This window comes from Pseudoalteromonas sp. PSi26 (assembly GCF_054960575.1).
Genome location: NZ_JBHNYT010000014.1, coordinates 61,547 through 80,807 on the forward strand (window position 1 = coordinate 61,547; position 19,261 = coordinate 80,807).

Annotated in this window: 10 protein-coding genes; 5 read left to right on the plus strand and 5 right to left on the minus strand. The window is 37.4% G+C overall.

What is annotated here, in order from left to right; genetic code table 11:
* Positions 1–5: 5 nt before the first annotated feature.
* The 4 genes from ACFI34_RS14775 to ACFI34_RS14790 all read right to left on the minus strand — a co-directional run bounded on the left by ACFI34_RS14775 (position 6) and on the right by ACFI34_RS14790 (position 8,906).
* Complete coding sequence (locus ACFI34_RS14775) at positions 6–2,891, minus strand: family 78 glycoside hydrolase catalytic domain (RefSeq protein ID WP_462674043.1); 2,886 nt, start codon at positions 2,889–2,891, stop codon at positions 6–8.
* 121 nt (positions 2,892–3,012) lie between these two features.
* Positions 3,013–5,835 (minus strand): family 78 glycoside hydrolase catalytic domain, encoded by a 2,823-nt coding sequence (locus ACFI34_RS14780; RefSeq protein WP_462674044.1) that lies wholly within the window; start codon positions 5,833–5,835, stop codon positions 3,013–3,015.
* Between the two features lie 127 nt (positions 5,836–5,962).
* Positions 5,963–7,195 (minus strand): glycoside hydrolase family 88/105 protein, encoded by a 1,233-nt coding sequence (locus ACFI34_RS14785; RefSeq protein WP_462674045.1) that lies wholly within the window; start codon positions 7,193–7,195, stop codon positions 5,963–5,965.
* Between the two features lie 304 nt (positions 7,196–7,499).
* Positions 7,500–8,906: a sulfatase-like hydrolase/transferase gene (locus tag ACFI34_RS14790; RefSeq protein ID WP_462674046.1), complete on the minus strand. Its 1,407-nt coding sequence runs from the start codon at positions 8,904–8,906 to the stop codon at positions 7,500–7,502.
* Between the two features lie 622 nt (positions 8,907–9,528).
* On the opposite strand from ACFI34_RS14790, the gene ACFI34_RS14795 reads away from it, so the two are divergent.
* The 4 genes from ACFI34_RS14795 (at position 9,529) to ACFI34_RS14810 (ending at position 16,217) form a co-directional block, all read left to right on the plus strand.
* Positions 9,529–11,319 (plus strand): glycoside hydrolase family 43 protein, encoded by a 1,791-nt coding sequence (locus ACFI34_RS14795; protein WP_462674047.1) that lies wholly within the window; start codon positions 9,529–9,531, stop codon positions 11,317–11,319.
* A 475-nt stretch (positions 11,320–11,794) separates the two neighbouring features.
* Positions 11,795–12,289, plus strand: a complete 495-nt coding sequence (locus ACFI34_RS14800) for an RNA polymerase sigma factor (RefSeq protein ID WP_462674048.1) — start codon at positions 11,795–11,797, stop codon at positions 12,287–12,289.
* Positions 12,290–12,353: 64 nt separating this feature from the next.
* Positions 12,354–13,334 (plus strand): FecR family protein, encoded by a 981-nt coding sequence (locus ACFI34_RS14805; protein WP_462674049.1) that lies wholly within the window; start codon positions 12,354–12,356, stop codon positions 13,332–13,334.
* On the plus strand, positions 13,335–16,217 hold the full coding sequence (locus ACFI34_RS14810; RefSeq protein ID WP_462674050.1) for a TonB-dependent receptor: 2,883 nt from the start codon (positions 13,335–13,337) through the stop codon (positions 16,215–16,217).
* Here ACFI34_RS14810 and ACFI34_RS14815 read toward each other — a convergent pair.
* Entirely contained in the window at positions 16,214–17,947 is a 1,734-nt protein-coding gene (locus ACFI34_RS14815; protein ID WP_462674051.1) for a metallophosphoesterase family protein, read from the minus strand. The two genes, ACFI34_RS14810 and ACFI34_RS14815, sit on opposite strands and share 4 nt — an antisense overlap.
* 232 nt (positions 17,948–18,179) lie before the next feature.
* On the opposite strand from ACFI34_RS14815, the gene ACFI34_RS14820 reads away from it, so the two are divergent.
* On the plus strand, positions 18,180–19,241 hold the full coding sequence (locus ACFI34_RS14820; protein ID WP_462674052.1) for a Ca2+-dependent phosphoinositide-specific phospholipase C: 1,062 nt from the start codon (positions 18,180–18,182) through the stop codon (positions 19,239–19,241).
* Positions 19,242–19,261 lie beyond the last annotated feature (20 nt).

Sequence of the window (19,261 nt, forward strand, 5' to 3'; positions counted from 1 at the left end):
ACTCATTAATTAAAGTTGCCTTTGATTTCATAGTTACCTGGTGGTAATAAGTCAGTACTTTGAACCTCAACAGAATTATTACGGATAATACTGATGCTTTTTATATTAGGCAGTACCAATGACGCCTCAGTGTTTTTTGGCACAGTTAAAGTCATACTAAGTTGCTGATTTTTTATTGACCAGCTAACAGCAATCTCACCTTGAGGTGTTGGGTGACTACCACTAACCTCTGACAGTTTAGTAGTAAATTGGGGTTCAATTTTAAAATGTTTGAAACCCGGTTGTGTTTGCTCAATTCCTAACATACCTCGATAGAACCAACTGGCAATAGCGCCGTAAGCATAGTGGTTTAGCGAGTTCATTTTCTCGCCGTTAAATCCCGTCTGTAATGAGTAAGAATCCCAGCGTTCCCACGTAGTAGTGGCACCATGTTTAATGGAGTAAAACCATGATGGGTAGCTTTCTTTAAATAAAATTTCATACATAAGGTCACTATGACCGAATTTTTGTAAAACTGGTGCCAATAAAGGTGTGCCTAAAAACCCAGTTCGTAAATGACGATCACTTTTTTCAATTAAGGTAACTAACTGATTAACTGCTTTATTTTGTTCTTTATCTTCAAATAGGTTAAAAGCTAAAGGCAACAAATAACTGGTTTGCGTCATTTTAGGTGAGATTGTTTTTAATGGTCCTGTTTTTTCACTGCCATTTTTGTATATCGGCGGTTTTATAATACTGGTGCGAAGTAATAAGTTGTCGTCAAAAAAGTAATCACGGAATTTACTTTTTATATTATTGAACAAAGCGTCATATTGATCTGCCTCGTTGTCATACCCTAAAATACGAGCGGTTTTAGCTACAATATTTGCTGAATGAGCATAATAGGCCGTTGCAATTAAATCCTTGTGCGTATCGCCACCATTCTTACCGTCATCAGTGAAAGGTTGTAGCCAATCTCCATGACTACTCATAGTAGAAATATGCTGATAGCTATTAAATATATGATAGCTCAGCCAACGTTTCATCATAATGTAGTTTTCTGCGAGAACCTTTTTGTCGCCAGTAAATTGATAAAGCTCCCAAGGCACAATCGTTGCGGCATCTCCCCATGCAGAACCTGTTAAGCTGGTTAAAAAATTACGAAAAGGTACAAAGTTTGGCACCATACCATCAATACTTTGCTCTTCACGAACGCTTTCAAGCCATGCTGCCCAAAACCCATAAACGTCTGCTTTATACATAGAAGTTTGAACAAATACTTGAGCATCCCCCGTCCAACCTAAACGCTCATCACGTTGTGGACAATCGGTTGGTATATCTAAGAAGTTACCACGTAGGCCCCAAGATACGTTATCTGAAAGCTGATTTAGGGTGGTATTAGCGCTGGTGAAATTATCGTACACTTCAAAATCAGAATGTAATACTTTGCCTTTAATCCAATCAAGAGATGGGGATTTAGTTTGGTCGTAACCAGATAGCTCGACAAATTGGTAACCATGAAAGGTAAAGGTTGGCTGATAACGTATCATCCCTGTTTTACTAGGCGTGTAGAGATCTGTTGCTTTCGCTGAGCGTAAATTAGTAACAGAGAATTCACCCTTATCAATTGCTTCTGCAAAACGTAATTTGACTTGCTGGTTTTTAATAACAGGAATGTTGACTTCTGGCACTCCCACCATATTTTGTCCCATGTCAAAAACAGTCACTCCATTTTTTTGGCTAACAATTTTTATTGCTGGAATGGTTAAAGTTTCACGTACAGCGGTGTGTCTCTTTGGCTTTAATAACACTTGCTCTTCAAGTGGTTCTGTTACGACTGGTTTCCATTTATCTGAATTTAGGTTTTTATTAAAATTAGCGCTGTGCCAGTTTGTTAATTCAAAATTGGCATCATAAATTTCACCATCATAATTACTAGCTTCGCGAATTGGACCTTGATTAGTTGATTGCCAATCTTTATTAGAAGTGATGATTTTTTGAGTGCCATCAGTGAATGTAATTTCTAATTGCGCCAATAAACGCATTGGCAACATATGTTGTTGTTTTGTAGGGTGAAAGATTCTTCCGCTGTACCAGCCTTCAGCAACAATCGCAGCTAATGCATTTTCTCCTTTATTTAAATGTGATGTAACGTCGTAGGTCAGTGTTTCTATACGTTTATGATATGGTGTCCATCCTGGCGTCATCACATCATTACTCACGGCTTTTCCATTTATAAAAGATTTAAATATGCCTTTTGCAGTGATGTATAGCCGTGCTTGCGAAATATCTTTATTTAAATTAAAACCTGTCCGTAAATATTGTGGGCGGATATACTTATTATTTGGAACAGGAAAACGGCCACCTTTCACTGAGCGATTAAAAACACTATCAATATCGAATTCATTGGTATCAGGATGACCAATCCATTGTGCTTTCCAATCATCGTTTTCTATTAAACCTAATTCCAGGTGGTTGACCTCACTCCACTTAGAAACTTCATCATTCTCATCCCATATTTTTACACGCCAAAAGACTTTTTGGCGTGACTGTAATTTTGCACCTTTTAAATCAATCCAAGCGTTAGCGGAAGACACCACTTTTTTACTGTCCCAAATAATTTCCTCTGTATAAAACGTTGGTGTACTTGCAACTTGTACTCGGTAGGCTGATTGCAACTGAGCACTACCTTCTTTGGGTAACTTCCAACTAAACCGAGGGCGTTGTTCGTAATATCCCAATGGATTTACAAAGCCCTCGCCTACTTTTAATTGGACTGGAGCCGCAAGCTGCCCAGATACATTTGCAAAACTTTGCTCATTGTCTGCTGAGCAAGCATTTAATATAAATACCGCCATAAAAATGCAAAAGTTGCTAATAAAGTGACTCTTGACACATTTTATCTTGTTCATAATCACGTCCCTCTGGAGCTAATATAATTAAATAGGCTTTGCCAAATAGTCTTATATCTATAACCGGGTCTTATTAATAACCAACATAAATTAACTGTTTAATCTCAACCTAAAACAGTAGCTACAAGCTTTTAATTTCAAAGGAGTAGGTACCTGCTCTGTAGAGCTTTTTGGGTTCATTTGGAATAGTTACATAAGCGCTACTGTTATTAGGTATCTCTATATTCCATTTAACAACACCACTTTTTTGTACCCAGCTACTTTTAATTTTTCCATAACCAGTTTGATAGCTAACATCTACCCACTCTAAACCTTTAGGAAAAACAGGCCTTAACTCAAAGGTTTGATATCCAGGTTCGTTATCTAAAGGACGAATACCGCCTAGTCCTTCATAAAACCACCCATCGTAGCCACTATGAAAAGGGTGATTTAATGAGCGTCCAGGGGCATTTCTGCGTTCAGGATCAAGATCTGGATCTAACACGCCCTTTCTCTCCCAAAGAGTTGTGGCATTAAGTTTTTCAAATTGAAAGGAATAACCCGGATAACCATCTGCAGTAAAAATATTAAATGCCGTATCGCCGTATCCATAATCGCTGAGCGCTAAATACAAGTAAGTTTGGCCAAGAGCACCTACAGAGCCATGCCCTTTCCAGTTCTCTAAAACATCTTTATTTAATGCATCGGCAATTGATTGGTGTAAATGCGCCGGAGCAATATTAAAGCGAAGCGCCATAGCATCAGCTGTTTGGCTACCATAATGGTTTGTTTTTAGGTTATAAAATTCTTTATTGAACTGCGCAGCGATCGATTTAAATAAAGCTGAATAGTATTGTGCTTTTTGAGGTTTATTAAGTAACTCTGCAATTTTGCTCATTAGATCTGAGCCATGAGCAAGCAATGCTGAGCTAGTAATAGTTGGTGAAGTATGTTGAGGATTACAGCGTTTCCTACCCATTCCTGGTTTTAATACGGGGTCGCACCAGTCACCATAACCAATACGTAATAAACCTTTGTCTATTTTACTTTCGGCAAGCTCCATGTACTCAACTAAGCTATTAAACTGCCTTTGTAAAACGCCTATATCACCATGATGGCGATAGTGCTCCCATGCAATGATTATTTCGGCTACTGCCCAGTCAAAGTTCCCCCCATGCGTGCGTTTACCCGGCACAACTGCCGGCGCTTCAAACGTTGCAGTTTTAAAATCACCTAAGTATTTTTGCCAAAAATTGTCCATATTGTAATTATAATTACCGGTGATCAATGCAGCATGGGCGTCACCCGTCCACCCTGCACGCTCACGAATAGGACAATCCATAGGAACGGCCATTAGGTTGCTCTCGTAGCTCCATAACGCCATATCGTGGATACGATTAATTAGCTCATTCGAGCTTTTAAACGTGCCTGCTATTTCTACATCGCTTCTGACTAAGTGAGCAGTGATTGCGTCAATACTCGGCGCTTGATCAAGGCCTGTTATTTCTAAATACCTAAAGCCATGCCAAGTAAATTCAGGTGTCCATGTTGATTCATTGTTATCAGCAGCGATATAACCATCTGCCTGTTTTAATAAAGGTGCTCCGCCACCTGTTTTTTGGCTTATGTTGCCATCAATGTCTGCCCATTCAGCATACCTAAAATACACTGCCTGCCCTTTACGTAACCCTAACTTATCCAGGTCAAATGTTGGCACCCCCGTAAAGTTCTGCCCGAAATCGAGTACCCATACGTTTGGTTTAGGCTGAAATATTTTTTCCACTGTCATTTTTTTAATAGGACGTATAGGCGGTAAAAGTTGCGGTTCAAGCTTTTCGGTAGGCCATTGTTTAAGTACGTGTACCGGCTTCCAGCCTGAAAGGTTTGCAGTATTTACATTCCAATCCTTAACGACTTTATTTGCATCATATAACTCACCTGAAAAAATCCCTTCTTTTATTACTGCTGAAGGATGACTAACCCAGTTTTCATTTGATGTTACTAGCTGTGTGGAGCCATCATCGTAGGAGAGTTCTAATTGCGCAATAAATTTAGGTTGGCCATATGACAGTGTTTTTGAGGGGCGACTTTTTGAAGCATCAGGATTTTTCCAGCGGCTAAAAGCAATACTTTCATCATACCAGCCACTGCCTAAGTGAACGGCAATCGTGTTATTACCCGGTAATAGGAAATTAGATACTTCATCGGTATTGTATAGAATACGCTTATCAAAATCTGTCTGCCCTGGGTCCATAATACGATCCGAAACTCTCTGACCATTAAGGTAAACCTCATAATAGCCAGCGGCGGTGCTGTGAAGCTTGGCTTTAACTACTTTTTTACTGCCTTGGGCTTTAAAAGTATGACGAAATAAACTCGCTGTTGGCTGTGCCTTAACTTGCTCAATAACCAACTCTTGCGTTTTCTTTTTGTGCTTGGTTAAGGTTGATGAATCTTCTGGGTGTAGACCTGTGGCGTAAAGTGCCCATTGGTTAACATGCTCAGTAACAGGAGTGATAGCTTGTTGTTTTACTTGCAGCCATTCAGCTTGCCAATCACTTTCATTAAGCAGCCCCATTTCCCAAACGCTCGGCTCACTCCATTGACCAGCTTGGTTATTGCCTGACTGCCAAACTCTCACACGCCAATAAACAGTATCATTAGTTCCTAATGCAGCCCCTAGATATTTAATGTTTAAAGAATGTTTAGCTTCAACCTTACCGCTATCCCATAATAATGAACGAGAGATAAATTTATCAGTTAAGCTGGCTTGAATTTGATAATGAGATTGGCTTTGTATATTTGAATGCCATGATAACTTTGGCCGCATATTGTGCACATTTAGAGAGCGCAGCTTAGATTCGACCAATAAGTTGGTTGGTTTGCCGATCGGATTATCGGAAACTTTTTGGGTATGACATGCTGACAAAAGCATTAATACTAAAAGAAAGGCAAATTTTTTCATAATGCTGCTCACTAGTTGGAGTCATATTATATGGTTAAAAAAAAATTCCTATTAATAGTTCTATTAATAGGAATTTAGTGCACTATTTTGCTGGGGAAAATAGTGCAATTTAAATTTTAACCGAACGTTAGTTTTCCCACTTAACCATTTCTGATGCGGCTAAAAGCACAGCGCCAACACCATATAGTTGTGAATCGGTCTTTTTAACCGGATCAGGAGATTTACCAACATGCTGAACCCAATTAACACGACCACTTGGGTCTACAGCATCTTCAATAGCATGCCAGCCTTTTTCTACTATTTCTTTTGATTTTTCATCAGTCAAAATACCATTATTAACGCCCCATGCTAGACCAAAAGTAATAAATCCCGTTGCACTTACCTCTGGTGTTTTAACTATATCAGGGTCCATGAGCGATGCTGGCCAATAACCGTTTTCACGTTGCAATTTCATTAAGCCTGCAGCATTCTTTTTATATAACTCAATATAGCGGTCTCTTGAAGGGTGCCCTTCAGGTAAATCATCTATAATCAATGGGATTGCAGCAAATACCCAGCCGTTTCCTCGACCCCAAAAGACTGGATTGCCATTTTTATTTTTCATATCAAAATAGCGGCTGTCTCGGAAAAACAATCCATATTTGTCAGAGAATAAGTAATCTGCACTTGCCCAGAACTCCTTATCTGCGTATTCAAAATACTTTGGATCACCCGTTACATTACTTAATTTTAGCCATGTTCTTGGTGCCATATATAGAGCATCAGCCCAGCACCAGCGATCTTGACAGTTGCCTTCAAAATGCGCGCCGTTTTGAGTAGTACTGGTTTCATCTAACATTTCTAAGCCAACTTTAGGTGGGTTAGCTAAGATTTTGTCGAATAATTCTTGGGTAGGCTTATAAGCGTCTTTATTACCTGTTTGCTCTGTTAACCATAAATAAGTTTGACCAATAGTATGGTCGTCTGCATGATATGGACGGTCTAGTAGCAATTCATAATTTTGCTCTTCTGCCATTTCTTGAATAAAGTTTAAATAGTCTTTGTTATTTGTCGTTTCAGCCCAACGAGTTAAACCAATATAAAAAGAAGCCTGAATCCAAAACTTAGGGTTTTCTGATTTAGCACGGTGAGACTCTGGAATGTAAGATAAGTCGTCAAGGTGAGATAGCTGCCAATCAGCAGCGCTATTAGCGATACTAGTTACAGAGTTTACCTCAAGGCTATTCTCAGCACCTGCAGATGATTGAACTTCAGCTTCTACTTTATCCATCGTCTTAGCCGTTGTATTTGATTCTGAGCACCCTGTAAGTAAAAGACTTACAGCAAAAGGTACCAGTGCTAGTTTAAATTTTTTGTTCATCAAAAAAATCCTAATTATTGTGTGTATTCTGAAGACTGTTAAACTTTTAGTTCACTTATATGTAGACAATATAAGTAAATTTGAAACAGAGAGTTATTATTAACTATCAGCTGCCGTATTAACCTTTTAAATAATATTTAATAAAAATTTTACTAATTTGAAATACAATAAATCAGCATGATAACAATTGCAATAATATGATTAAAAAAGATTGAATATGACTTTAATAGGTAAGATAGGCTAGTTGGAACTGAGTTTTCAAAAAAGATAAGTGATGGCATATCCATCACTTATCTAGATATGATTAATCTTTGTATTTCTCGAAAAGCTCAAAGAACTCTTTTGTCATCGTTTTATAATTTGATGCCAAGTTATTCTTCTCTCCTGGGTCTTTAATTATATTGTACAGCTCAACGTCTGAGTCTACCCCATAACGTACTGCTTTGAAGTCTCCTTTACGTGCAGCTTGAAAAGTATCTCCAATAACACCTGAGTTTGGATCACCTACTTGCTTAGCAAATTCCCAATATAGAACTCTTTCTGGTTGTGGTTCTGGTGAATCTTGCAATAACCCCTTTATAGAAACACCATTGGTTTTAACTCGCGGGACTAAGTTAAGGTCAACACCAGTAATGTCAGCTAAAGTTGGTAATACATCGGCAAATAGCCAAGGAGTATCATCTACACGTGGCTTTTTGATTTTATCAGGCCACTGTATAAGCATAGGAACGTGAATCCCTCCATCATAAAGATCTCGCTTTTGCCCTTTATAAGGTGTCGCAGCTTTAAGGTATTTAGGGTCTGCTCCACCTTCGTCGTGCGGACCATTGTCAGATGTGAATACAATAATTGTATTATCTAAAATACCTTTTTCATCTAGTGCTTTTGTAATCTGGCCAACATAATCGTCAAGCGCGCTTACCATACCAGCTAATGTAGCGTTAGGCTTTTTAACTGGCTCTGGATAATAAGCTGCGTATTTATCGCTTGGCGTACCAGTGGACATTCCTGAATAAGGTTTTTCATCAAAAGAATATTGCTTGCTGTATTTCTCCGGTACCGCTAGCTCAGCGTGTGGGGATGAGAATGTTAGCATTACAAAAAACGGGTTTTCTCGATCTTGCTGTATGTAGTCTATTGCTTCATTTGCAAATAGCTCCTGTGCGTAAGCTCCCTTTTTACCGCCTTCGTTTTCAGTAATACGTATTTTTTTTCCATCACGCCACAATATTTGAGGGTACTGTCTATGGCCCTCCAAAATAGAATACATACCGTACCAAGTGTCAAAACCCATCGCTAAAGGATCCGTTACTCCCATTTGAGAGCCAATCGAGTATTTCCCAAACAATGCAGTGTCATAACCTGCGTACTTTAGAACATGAGCAACGGTTATATCACTTTCAACTAATTGTACTGTATTGGAATTATTCGTCATGTAGCGACCATCGCGGCCTGTAAAAAGCGAAACTCGAGAAGGTGAACATACTGTATTGCCAGCATAAGCTTGATTAAATCTTATACCTTTATTAGCAATTTCATCTAAATTAGGCGTTTTAATTGGTGTGTTTCCATATGCACCTACCTGATTGAATCCAAGGTCATCAGTCAATATAAATATGACATTCGGCTTTTCTGATGCAATAACCGGTTTCGTTAAACTTAAGAGTAGAAAACCAAGGGCGCCGGCTAATTTGTGTGTGTGTTTTATCATTTTTCCCTCTACCTGCATTTGCAAAATAAGAATGTAAATAAAAGAAGATTTTTTTGCCTTCTTATTACATTTAAATATGTGCTTAAGAGCTATTAATTAAGTTAGCTTAACTCATTCTAAGCACCTCAACAGCTCTCTAATCACGAATTATTTATCCCTCGCTTTACAACCCCAGTTAGATAAAAGCAAAGCATTTGCATATCTCAAAGCTGCAACTGCGCTAGGATAGCGAAAGATTAATATTGAGCGATTCTGACGATTTTCACACAATAAACACAATAATGACAAGTAATATTAACTAAATAAGCACATTTAAATTAATGAAAACCCTAAACTCATATCTAAACTAAATAGCTAATATTGCCTAATCTCCCTAAAAGAACTACGCATAAAATACTTTTTCACATTTTACATCACTATAGAGGAGTTAAAGGATTTTTGAATTAAAAACACAAGCTATTGATATTTATTACAAAATAAAATCTTATTAAAAATTGATTTATATGTTATTTAACTTAAACACGATATTGAGTTAACCCATCGCTCACTATAGAGCTGTTGACTTAACAAACCATCAAATCTAATCTAATTAACTCATAATAAATCACATGACTATTTAAACATGAAACACAGACTACACAAACATACACTAATGGCTTTAAGCCTCTCTATTATTGCAGCCTTAACTGGTTGTAATGCTCAAATAAACGCTGGAGAAACTCCGTCAGATGAAAAGTTTTCAAAACCAGCCCAGACAGGAAGCTTTGGCGATCAGGGTGATGGTACATATATAAACCCTATTTTAAACGCTGATTATCCTGACTCTGATATAGAGCAAGTCGGTGACACTTATTACATGATTACTTCTAAGCAGCATATGTCACCGGGTATGCCAATTTTAAGCTCTAAAGATATGGTAAACTGGACCAACGTGGGTCATGCATTCCCTAAATTATCTTGGGCTCCAGAGTACAACTGGGACCGTATGAACGGTTATTCATTTGGTACTTGGGCTGGAGACATCGCATACCATGAGGGTAAGTGGTATGTGTATCAAATTGATTACCAACATGGATTAATGGTAACAATGGCTGATGATATAACTGGCCCGTGGAGTGAGCCAATTATGATGTTACCCAAAGCTGATGTGCTTGATGACCCTGCTGTTTTTTGGGATCAAGAAACTAAAAAAGCGTATGTAATCATTAATACGGGCTCAAAACAAAAGTCTTCTGATAATAAAATTGAGGGAAATGAAAATCGTATTTATGAAATGAGTTGGGATGGGACAAAAATACTTGATAAAGGAAAACTTGTTTATACTGGCATGGGGGCTGAAGCAGCCAAGATCTACAAAATAGATGGAACGTGGTACATATTTATGGCCCAGTGGACTATGGGTGATAAGTCTACAAAACCTGGGGTTAAAAACCCTAAAAATGATAGAAAGCAGCTTGTCCTTCGCTCAAAAGAAAGCATTTATGGGCCTTATGAAGTAAAAACGGTTTTAGAAAAAGGATCTGAGTTTAACCATCGCAGTGCGAGTCAAGGTGGCTTAATGCAAGCGCCTGATGGATCATGGTGGTACATGCATCAACTTATCCAAAATGACGATATTCCTTTCCAAGGCAGACCACAAGTACTAGAACCAGTTACATGGATTGACGGTTGGCCAATTATAGGTGTTGATGAAGATAATGACGGTATCGGCGAACCTGTTAAAAGATACAAAAAACCTATAAATGGTTATCCAATCACAGCGCCGAAAAGCGATGATGACTTTTCATCAGCAAAATTAGGCCCGCAATGGGAGTGGAACCATAACCCTAGAGATAGTCACTGGTCGTTGACTGAACGCCCGGGATGGTTACGCCTAAAAGCGAGCAAGGTGCTACCAAATAAAGAAGGACATGGTCCCAAAATTAATGAGTGGACCAACAACGATGGTTCAGATGGTGATTTTTGGAGAGCCAGCAATACCTTGAGTCAGAGAATGATGGGGGTAACCACCGGTACAGCAGTTGCAAAATTTGATGTATCGGGTATGAAACCAAACCAACTAGCAGGCTTTGTACGTTATGGGGGAGTGTTTAATCTTCTAGGGGTTGAAATGGATGAAAAGGGTAAAAAGCATTTATTTTATATGAATGGAATGAGCGAAAAGACCCTTGGTCCAGAGTTAAATGGTGACACACTATTTGTAAGAACTTCAAATGCTCGAAATAAAGCGACCTACGAATATAGCTTTGATGGGAAAAGCTTTAAAGCATTTGGCCCAACATTCACCATCGCTTTTGGTAAATGGACAGGCGATCGTTTAGGGTTTTTCTCGTGGAATGAAAAAGAGGATGCTGGCTACATCGATGTTGACTGGTTCACATACGATTATGATGGGCCTAAAGCGGCACGCTAATTATCTACATTAGTTAACGTTATAAAATTTATTTATACCTGCCTATTATAAACTTATTTTTCTGTATTAAATTATAATAGGCAGTGTGTTAACCAATGCATCCCCTTTGCTCTACTTTTAAGTTTTTAGCTGTAAGTGCAATTGAAAGTTGTATCACTAAGTCACCCAAAGTGCTTGATATATATAATAAAACCCCTCTATACTTGAGGAAAATTCCACAATGTGGAACACATTGCATTTAAGATTTTAGTTGTTCATTAATATAAAATGAAATTTAGTAAAGCTACGCTGACAAGCTCTTTTCAATAGCTGTATTAAACCGTTAGTTTTCCTCTTTTTTATACCTCCCAACCTACTTTAAGAGACCTAATAGCACCATAAGACCGTTGTAATACTTAAGTCATATAACTCATTTAATATCTCTGTAAACGGAATAATCGACAGAGTAATGAAAACTTTTAAAAGCCCTTTAGACTTGCAGCCTTCCTCTGAAGAAAGTGAAGTTAAAAATATTATTCTTCATATACGGAAATATATAACCCGTCGAACTTCTAATGCAGATAATGTAGATGATCTAGTGCAAGAAGCTTTAATAAGAACAATAAACAGGAATAAATCCACTAAAATTGATAACTTTCCAGCCTATATCAATCAGGTAGCAAAATCTGTCATTTATCATGATTGGCAAAAAAATAAGAATCAACTCAATAATGATGACGAAATGGAGCTGATAGCACCAGAAAGTAACGACCCCGAGTCTAAAATAATCACAGAACAAAAACTAATACTCGTTAAACAAGCACTTGATAAACTTCCCCCATTGCGGAGAAAAGTTTTTGAACTTAGACGTTTAGAAGGTTTAAGCCGAGAAGAAATTGGCTTAAAACTAGGTATGAGCCAAGAGTCTGTAAAAAAACATATCACTCGAGCTATGACCCAAATAACATTGCATATAGAAAAACATCAGTAGAGATGTCCCCTTTTCTGTTTTATTACACTCTATAATATTAATACATGCTGGTAAGAATTTTTGAATGAATGAACAAACACTAGAGCAAGCAGCTGACTGGGTAGATCGGCTAAACGATTTAAACGAAAATGAATCAGCAGAACTTTCCCTGTGGCTAAAACAGCCGGAAAATAAAGCTGCATTTGATAGAGTTGCTAAAATATTTGGCGACCCTTCGATTGATAAAGCTCTACATAATTTGCATATCCACCATAATGATACGTCTATTACTCCATTAAAGAAAAATGCAAACAAGCAAAAGAGTTTTCATAAAATAGCCATTGCAGCTAGCTTTAGTGCTATTGCCTTTATGGCGTACTGGTTTTCTTTGCCACAACAAGAAGCATCAATTACACCGACCATTGCTTCTAATGATAAGCTTGAGTCTGTTAAAACTATTAACGCGCCTATAGGTAAGCGTGTTTCAAAGTTACTAACTGACGGTACCTATCTGCACTTAAATGCAGGGAGTGAGCTAACAGCGAAATTACAGCCCAATGTAAGAAAAGTAGTACTAAATAAAGGGCAAGTTTTTTTTGATGTAGCAAAAGACAAAAAACGCCCATTTATTATCGACTCTGGAGAAACTAACATTACCGTGTTGGGGACCTCCTTTGATGTACAGCATAATGAAAGTAAAGTAGTAGTGACTGTTTATGAAGGGAAGGTAAAAGTTAATGCAAAAGACACAGTAACATTAATTCCTCCTCAAAAAGCAGTCGTGGTGGATGGTCGCATTACTGTAACTACTGATAAATCATTAGAGCAACTTCCCCTTTGGAGAACCGGCTGGATTGAAGCAGAAAAAGAAACTTTAGACAGCATAGTTGAACAACTACAACGATATAGTAACGATATAATCAAACTAGATAGTGAGCTTAGCAATACGATTATTAGTGGTCGATTCAACCTAGAAGCACCAAAACAGAGCTTGATGTTAATAGCTGATGCTTATAATTTAAAACTTGAAGAAAGACAAAATATACTGCTCATTTCGAGAATTTAAGTGTTCCATTTATTTACATTCATTGCTATGAGCAAGCTACATTGTTTAAGACATAAAATTTTATACCTTACGAATGCTCTAATTTGTTTAAGCATATTAATTCCTAGCTCTATTGAAGCAGCACAAACAAAAAGTAAATTTGTTCAGGTGCCAGCGAGTTCACTTAGCGACAGTTTACGCCAGATTGCAATTGCATATCAGGTTTCCTATAGCAGCGATCCTACACTACTCAATAATAAAAAAAGCCCAACTATTAGTGGTTCTTACACCTTATCTCAAGCGCTTAAATTACTTTTAGATGATACTACTTTGTCTTTTAAAATAAAAAATAATGGATTTGTAATTTATAAAAGCCCAAGCCAAAACAATATTAAACTAATAGAAGAGATTACAGTTAAAGGTATTCGTTATTCTCAAGCCCGCTCGCGTAATTTAAAGCACAACACAAAGGCAATTAGTGAAGCAATTTCAGCACAAGATATCACAGATATTCCAAATACAAATTTAGCAGAGGCGCTACAATATATACCCGGGGTAGCTATAACTCGCGAGGCAGGTGAAGGCCGACAAGTATCTATTCGTGGCAGTTACCCTGATTTTAGCTTGGTTACACTTAATGGTATGCCAGTATTGGCAAATAATGATTCACCTATGGATAGTAGAGTGCAAAAGCAGCGCGATCGCTCTTTTGATTTTAACATTTTACCAGCTGAACTATTTAAGCAAATACAAGTATTCAAAAGTTATTCTTCTGACCAGATCGCCGGCGGAATATCAGGTACGATGGCCTTAAAAACAATAAGTCCACTAGATAAGAAAGGGTTTAACTTTGTTATTACCCCCGAAATTGGCTATAACGATTATGTTGGCTCGGGGTCTAAACGTTACTCTACCCTTTTGTCAAATACGTGGGGGAACTGGGGGGCTCTTGCAAGTGTAGCCTATACGAGCAGAGAATCATTAGAACAAGGTGCTAATACATTTAGATGGCGTAACATAGCCATTAATAATGCTGACTTATCCTCATTAAGTAAATTACAATCAGAAAATTTAGCACAAGGGAATTACATCATCCCTCGGGGAAATAGGTATTCTGTTTGGCAAGGAACTCAGCAACGCTTTGGGACAAACTTGTCTTTAGAATATAAAAACTCTACCTCCCAAATAGATGTAGATGTGCTCTCAGGTTTTTTAAAAGGAAATCGATCAGAGTCTCATTTATATCCCCGGGGTGACCAATCTACACCTGTTATAAACGAGCAAACAGCAATAACAAGTATCAAAACAAATAAAGACAATGAGTTAGTTTATGCTCACTATGTTGATGCCAGAGTAGCAACAGAAAGTAGAGTTCAAAAAATAAATACGTCCTACCACCAAGGCCAGTTCTCAATTGTAAAAAAGCTCAATAAACGGTGGGATGTAAATGCCAGATTAGGTATCCAGCTATCAAAGTACGAAATACCGTATAGTAATAAAATTTATACCCAAGGGGTCAGTGATGTAACTATTGATTATACACAAGACCCATTTTACGCCGATATTGACTATAGCCAAAACCTACAAGATATTAGTATGTGGGAGTTATACCACGGAGATTTAGAATACTATCAATCAGATAATAAATATCTATTTGCAAAGATAGACCTACAGCATCGTTTTAATGGCACTTTCTCTATAAAATTTGGTGGGGACTGGATCTCATTTACAAATAAAATGAATAACCTTCAACAAAACGATATTTTTTTCAATGAAATAAGTAACTCCCCACAACAATTAATTGAGTTACCCGAAACACTCATAGCCCCCCAAAATAAACATAAAAACCAACGCTGGTTGAGCATAAACACTAATGATGCACTTGCACTTTATAAAATAGCGCCATTTAACATAAAACAAAATGACGCGTCTTATATAAGTAAGTATGAGCATATAAAAGAAAACAGCCAAGGTGTTTATACATTATTAGCGCTTGAGAGGGATAAGTGGGAAGTCGATTTTGGATTACGTTACCAGCTTGATTCTATAACAACTTCTACTCAGGACTTATCAACCTTAAGCTATGATTTATGGCTACCTAGCCTAAATAGTACACTATTCATTAATGAGAATTGGCGCTTTCGCTTTGGGGCTTCTAAAAATTATTCTAAACCGTTATTAAATTCTCTAAATTTTGCCGACTCTGACAATACTCCAGATAATATTGAATATTTTTTTAACCCAAATCTTAAGCCTTACATATCCTATAATACTGATGTATCTCTGGAGGGTGACTTTAGTGGTCATAGTTCATTTGATTTATCCTTGTATTATAAAAATTTAAACGATTACATTGTTACTACTCAAGCTCCATTACCCCACCCTATTAAAGCTGACAACGATAAAATAGCTGTATGGCAAAGTAATGCAGAAACAGCTTATCAATGGGGCATTGAATTAAATTTAAATTACTTAATACCCAATTCTTACTGGGGTATTAACCTACAAAGTACGTATAACGAAGGCAAGGTAACTTATTACAACTCCAATGATGGCTTAGCATTATTTAAAAAGAATTTGCCGTTTTTATCTAAAATCACAGCATCGAGTATGATTTTTTACGATCGTCCTAACCTGAACTTTAAACTAGGTGCTAATTTTAGAGGTAGATATTTGGTACGTGCTGGAGGGTTAATAAATGATGAAAATGAAACCGGCTTTATGCCAACAACGTATTGGGACGCAAGCTTAAACTACAACTTTACTAAAAACTGGAAGTTAAAATTAAGTGCTTTTAACCTTAGTAATGAACAAGAACGCCAGTATAGTGACTCATCGCTGAGAGCTTATAACTCTACAACAAGTGGCCGCACTTTTTATCTGGGCCTGAGTTATCAATATTAAAAAACCTTACCTGTTTTTAAATCAACGCTAAAATTTTCTCCCTGGGTATTTTTACTAAACTTTGCCATTACTTGTGTAAGTGAAGCTAAATATTGCTGTATCTGTGTTTGAGTTTTGCAATTTGATTGTTCTAATAAGGAGCTTAACTGTTGGTAAAAGATACGCCTTTTATCGGATATATCAGCTGTTACATCACCATTTCTTAATAAATAGAAGTCTTGCAGCCAAGATTTTGTTGATATCAATTTCAATTGAACTAACATTTCAGGGCTAGCACTATCAATACATTGCATTGCCGTAAACCAGTTCTCTAAATAAAGGTTTTTATCTAGCCACGATACTAACTCGTTAGGCCAATCACGCTTTAAAAATCGTTGCTCAATCAACCCAATAAGGTGACGCTTAGTAAACTCTGCATAACTTTTAGAATTTAAAATAGTGCGATCAAAATTATCTTGTTTATTATCATTTCTGTATAGCCACTCTCTATCATAAAAACTAAAGAGCCTATTAAAATCTGCCACATCGTTAAGTGTATAGGTATTTATATGGGCGGTTTGCTTTTGTAGATTTAATTCAGCAACTTTATAAGCAGCCTTATAGGCAGCAAGGCTTGGCACTTGAACATTAACTAATTGAGAGCTCTTGTTATTAGTAATTAATGCAGTATCGTTTAAATGCATATGGCCGGCAAAATGTAATGTTAGGCCTGTCTGTGCAAGTGTTTTTGCGGTTTGTGCAGTGGGGACTCGTGGTAATGAAAAGTCTCCGTTATTAAATACCTTATGTAATTCCTTATTAGCATTATCGTAAAAATCTCCCATCGGAAAATGGCTAAATGCGACAAGTGTTTTATCCTGCTCCTTAGCCCTTTTAACCACAGATTTTATCCACTGGATTAGTAAAGGCTTAGCTTTTATTAAAGCATTGTAGCCAGCTCCTGATGAACCTTTAAACGTAATAGGTGTATTTTTCCATTGAGGTGCATATACATTGGCATCAATTGCTAAGAGCCAAACCCCTTGCTTTGGCTCAACCAAGTAGCTGGCATCAGGCATCATAATACAGCGAGTCGCATTATTCGGATCACACCATGAAAACTCTCTATTGTTATATGGTGTTTCATATAGTAAGTCGGATTCGTGTTTACTAAAGCCAAAGTCATTAAGTGTACTTAGAATTTCTGAGTAACCCCAATGCTTAACTCCATCATCGCAAAGGGAGAGATTATGTGCACATTTTGTATGCCCGTGGCTATAAAGGCCAAATTCATTACCGTCAGAAGTTAAAAAGTCCGCTTTTCCCGCAGGAGATGAAAATGGTTTTACGGGGTCATGATTACCAGGAATTGCAAAAAATCTCATACCGTATTTTTTTTGATACCTGCTTAATATTTTAGCTAAAGCCCTAACGTTAATTGGCTGCCCATCATCTGTAAAGTCACCTGGTAATGCTATTAGCTTAATGTTTTCTTGAGCTAGCTCATCCAACACATGAATAAAAGCAAAGTAGTTCTCATTAAATAAGCGAGTCGAATGGAGTTGAGCATACATACTACGGATCAGAAGAGGTTGTCGTGTTTTAGGGTCTTTAGGTAACGCAGTGTTCACAGCCTCAGCTGTGGTTGCAAAGATATCATGCAGATGAATATCTGCTAGAAAAGCCACTTTTACAGTACCAGGCTGATCCTCACTTTTTATATCAAAATATTCAATACCTGCAGCATTCAATGAATTAAAAGCGCTAAATATTACAAATAACCACGTTAACCTTTGCCTCACCGCCATTACACACCTTAGTAAATGCTTGCATTATTGATATAGAGTTAAGTTATGAGAAATAGGGGACAAATTTTTTAAAAACACGACTTTAATTATGAAGCTTTTATTAAATCAAAACTTTTGTGTCCCCTAATTTAAAAATGAGCGCTCTTAGGTAGCAAACTCACAATTGAGATGCGCTATGCGTTTTATTATTTTTATTGCTGCTATAACGTGGCTAACAGGTGCTTTAGCAACCCCTTTGAATCAATTCCAAGTTATTGGCTCACATAATAGTTATAAAAAAGTACTTAACCTTGGAGTTAAAAAAGAGTTAAGCAAGCTTAACCCCAAGCTTGCTGCACAAATTGATTATGGCCATATTAATATTGTTGAACAGCTCAATAGTGGTATCAGGCATTTAGAAATCGATGTGTTAAAAGATCCAAATGGTGGTTTATACCTCAGGCCGTGGGCTGAGCATTTCTCAAGTGAAGCATTGTTTAGTGAACATGAAATAGAGCAGCTATCAATTCCTGGTTTTAAAGTCATGCATATACCTGGTGTTGACGTACAAAGTCACTGCTTATTATTTAGTGACTGTTTAAACAATCTCAAAACATGGTCACAGGCAAATCCGCTCCATTATCCTATCGTTGTCATGATTAATGTTAAGGAAACGGGTACATCTATAGACCCTCAACCCCCTACATTAAAATTTAAAGCCAGTGATTACCATTCTCTTGATGCCGTAATAAAGCAAACCTTATCAGACTCGTTATTTACACCCGATAATTTACGTAAAAGCACCCTATCGTTAAATGAAACAGTGACCCAATTTGGCTGGCCAAATGTAGATCTGCTTAGGCAAAAATTTATCTTTTTGTTTGATGGGAAGAAATCACAAACCTCCTTGTATAAAAAAAACCGTCCTTCGCTGAGAGGAGCCAGTATGTTTGCACACTATGAAGCAGACCAACCAGAAGCTGCTTTTATGATAGTGAATAACCCCATAAAGCATTTCGAAAAAATTCAAAAATTAATAGCTTCAGGCTACATGGTACGCACGCGCGCAGATGCAGTGTTAGACGCTAAAAACTCAAACAAAATAAAACAGTTTAACGCTGCAAAGAATAGCGGCGCACAAATTATTTCAACAGATTTTATACCCGGCTCGCCACAGCAGGCGCGCTTTAACTATGTGGTGCAATTTGACGAAGGTCATTTAGTGCGCACAAACCCTTTTATTAATAATCAACTTTAAATTAAAAACCAAGGAAGCAT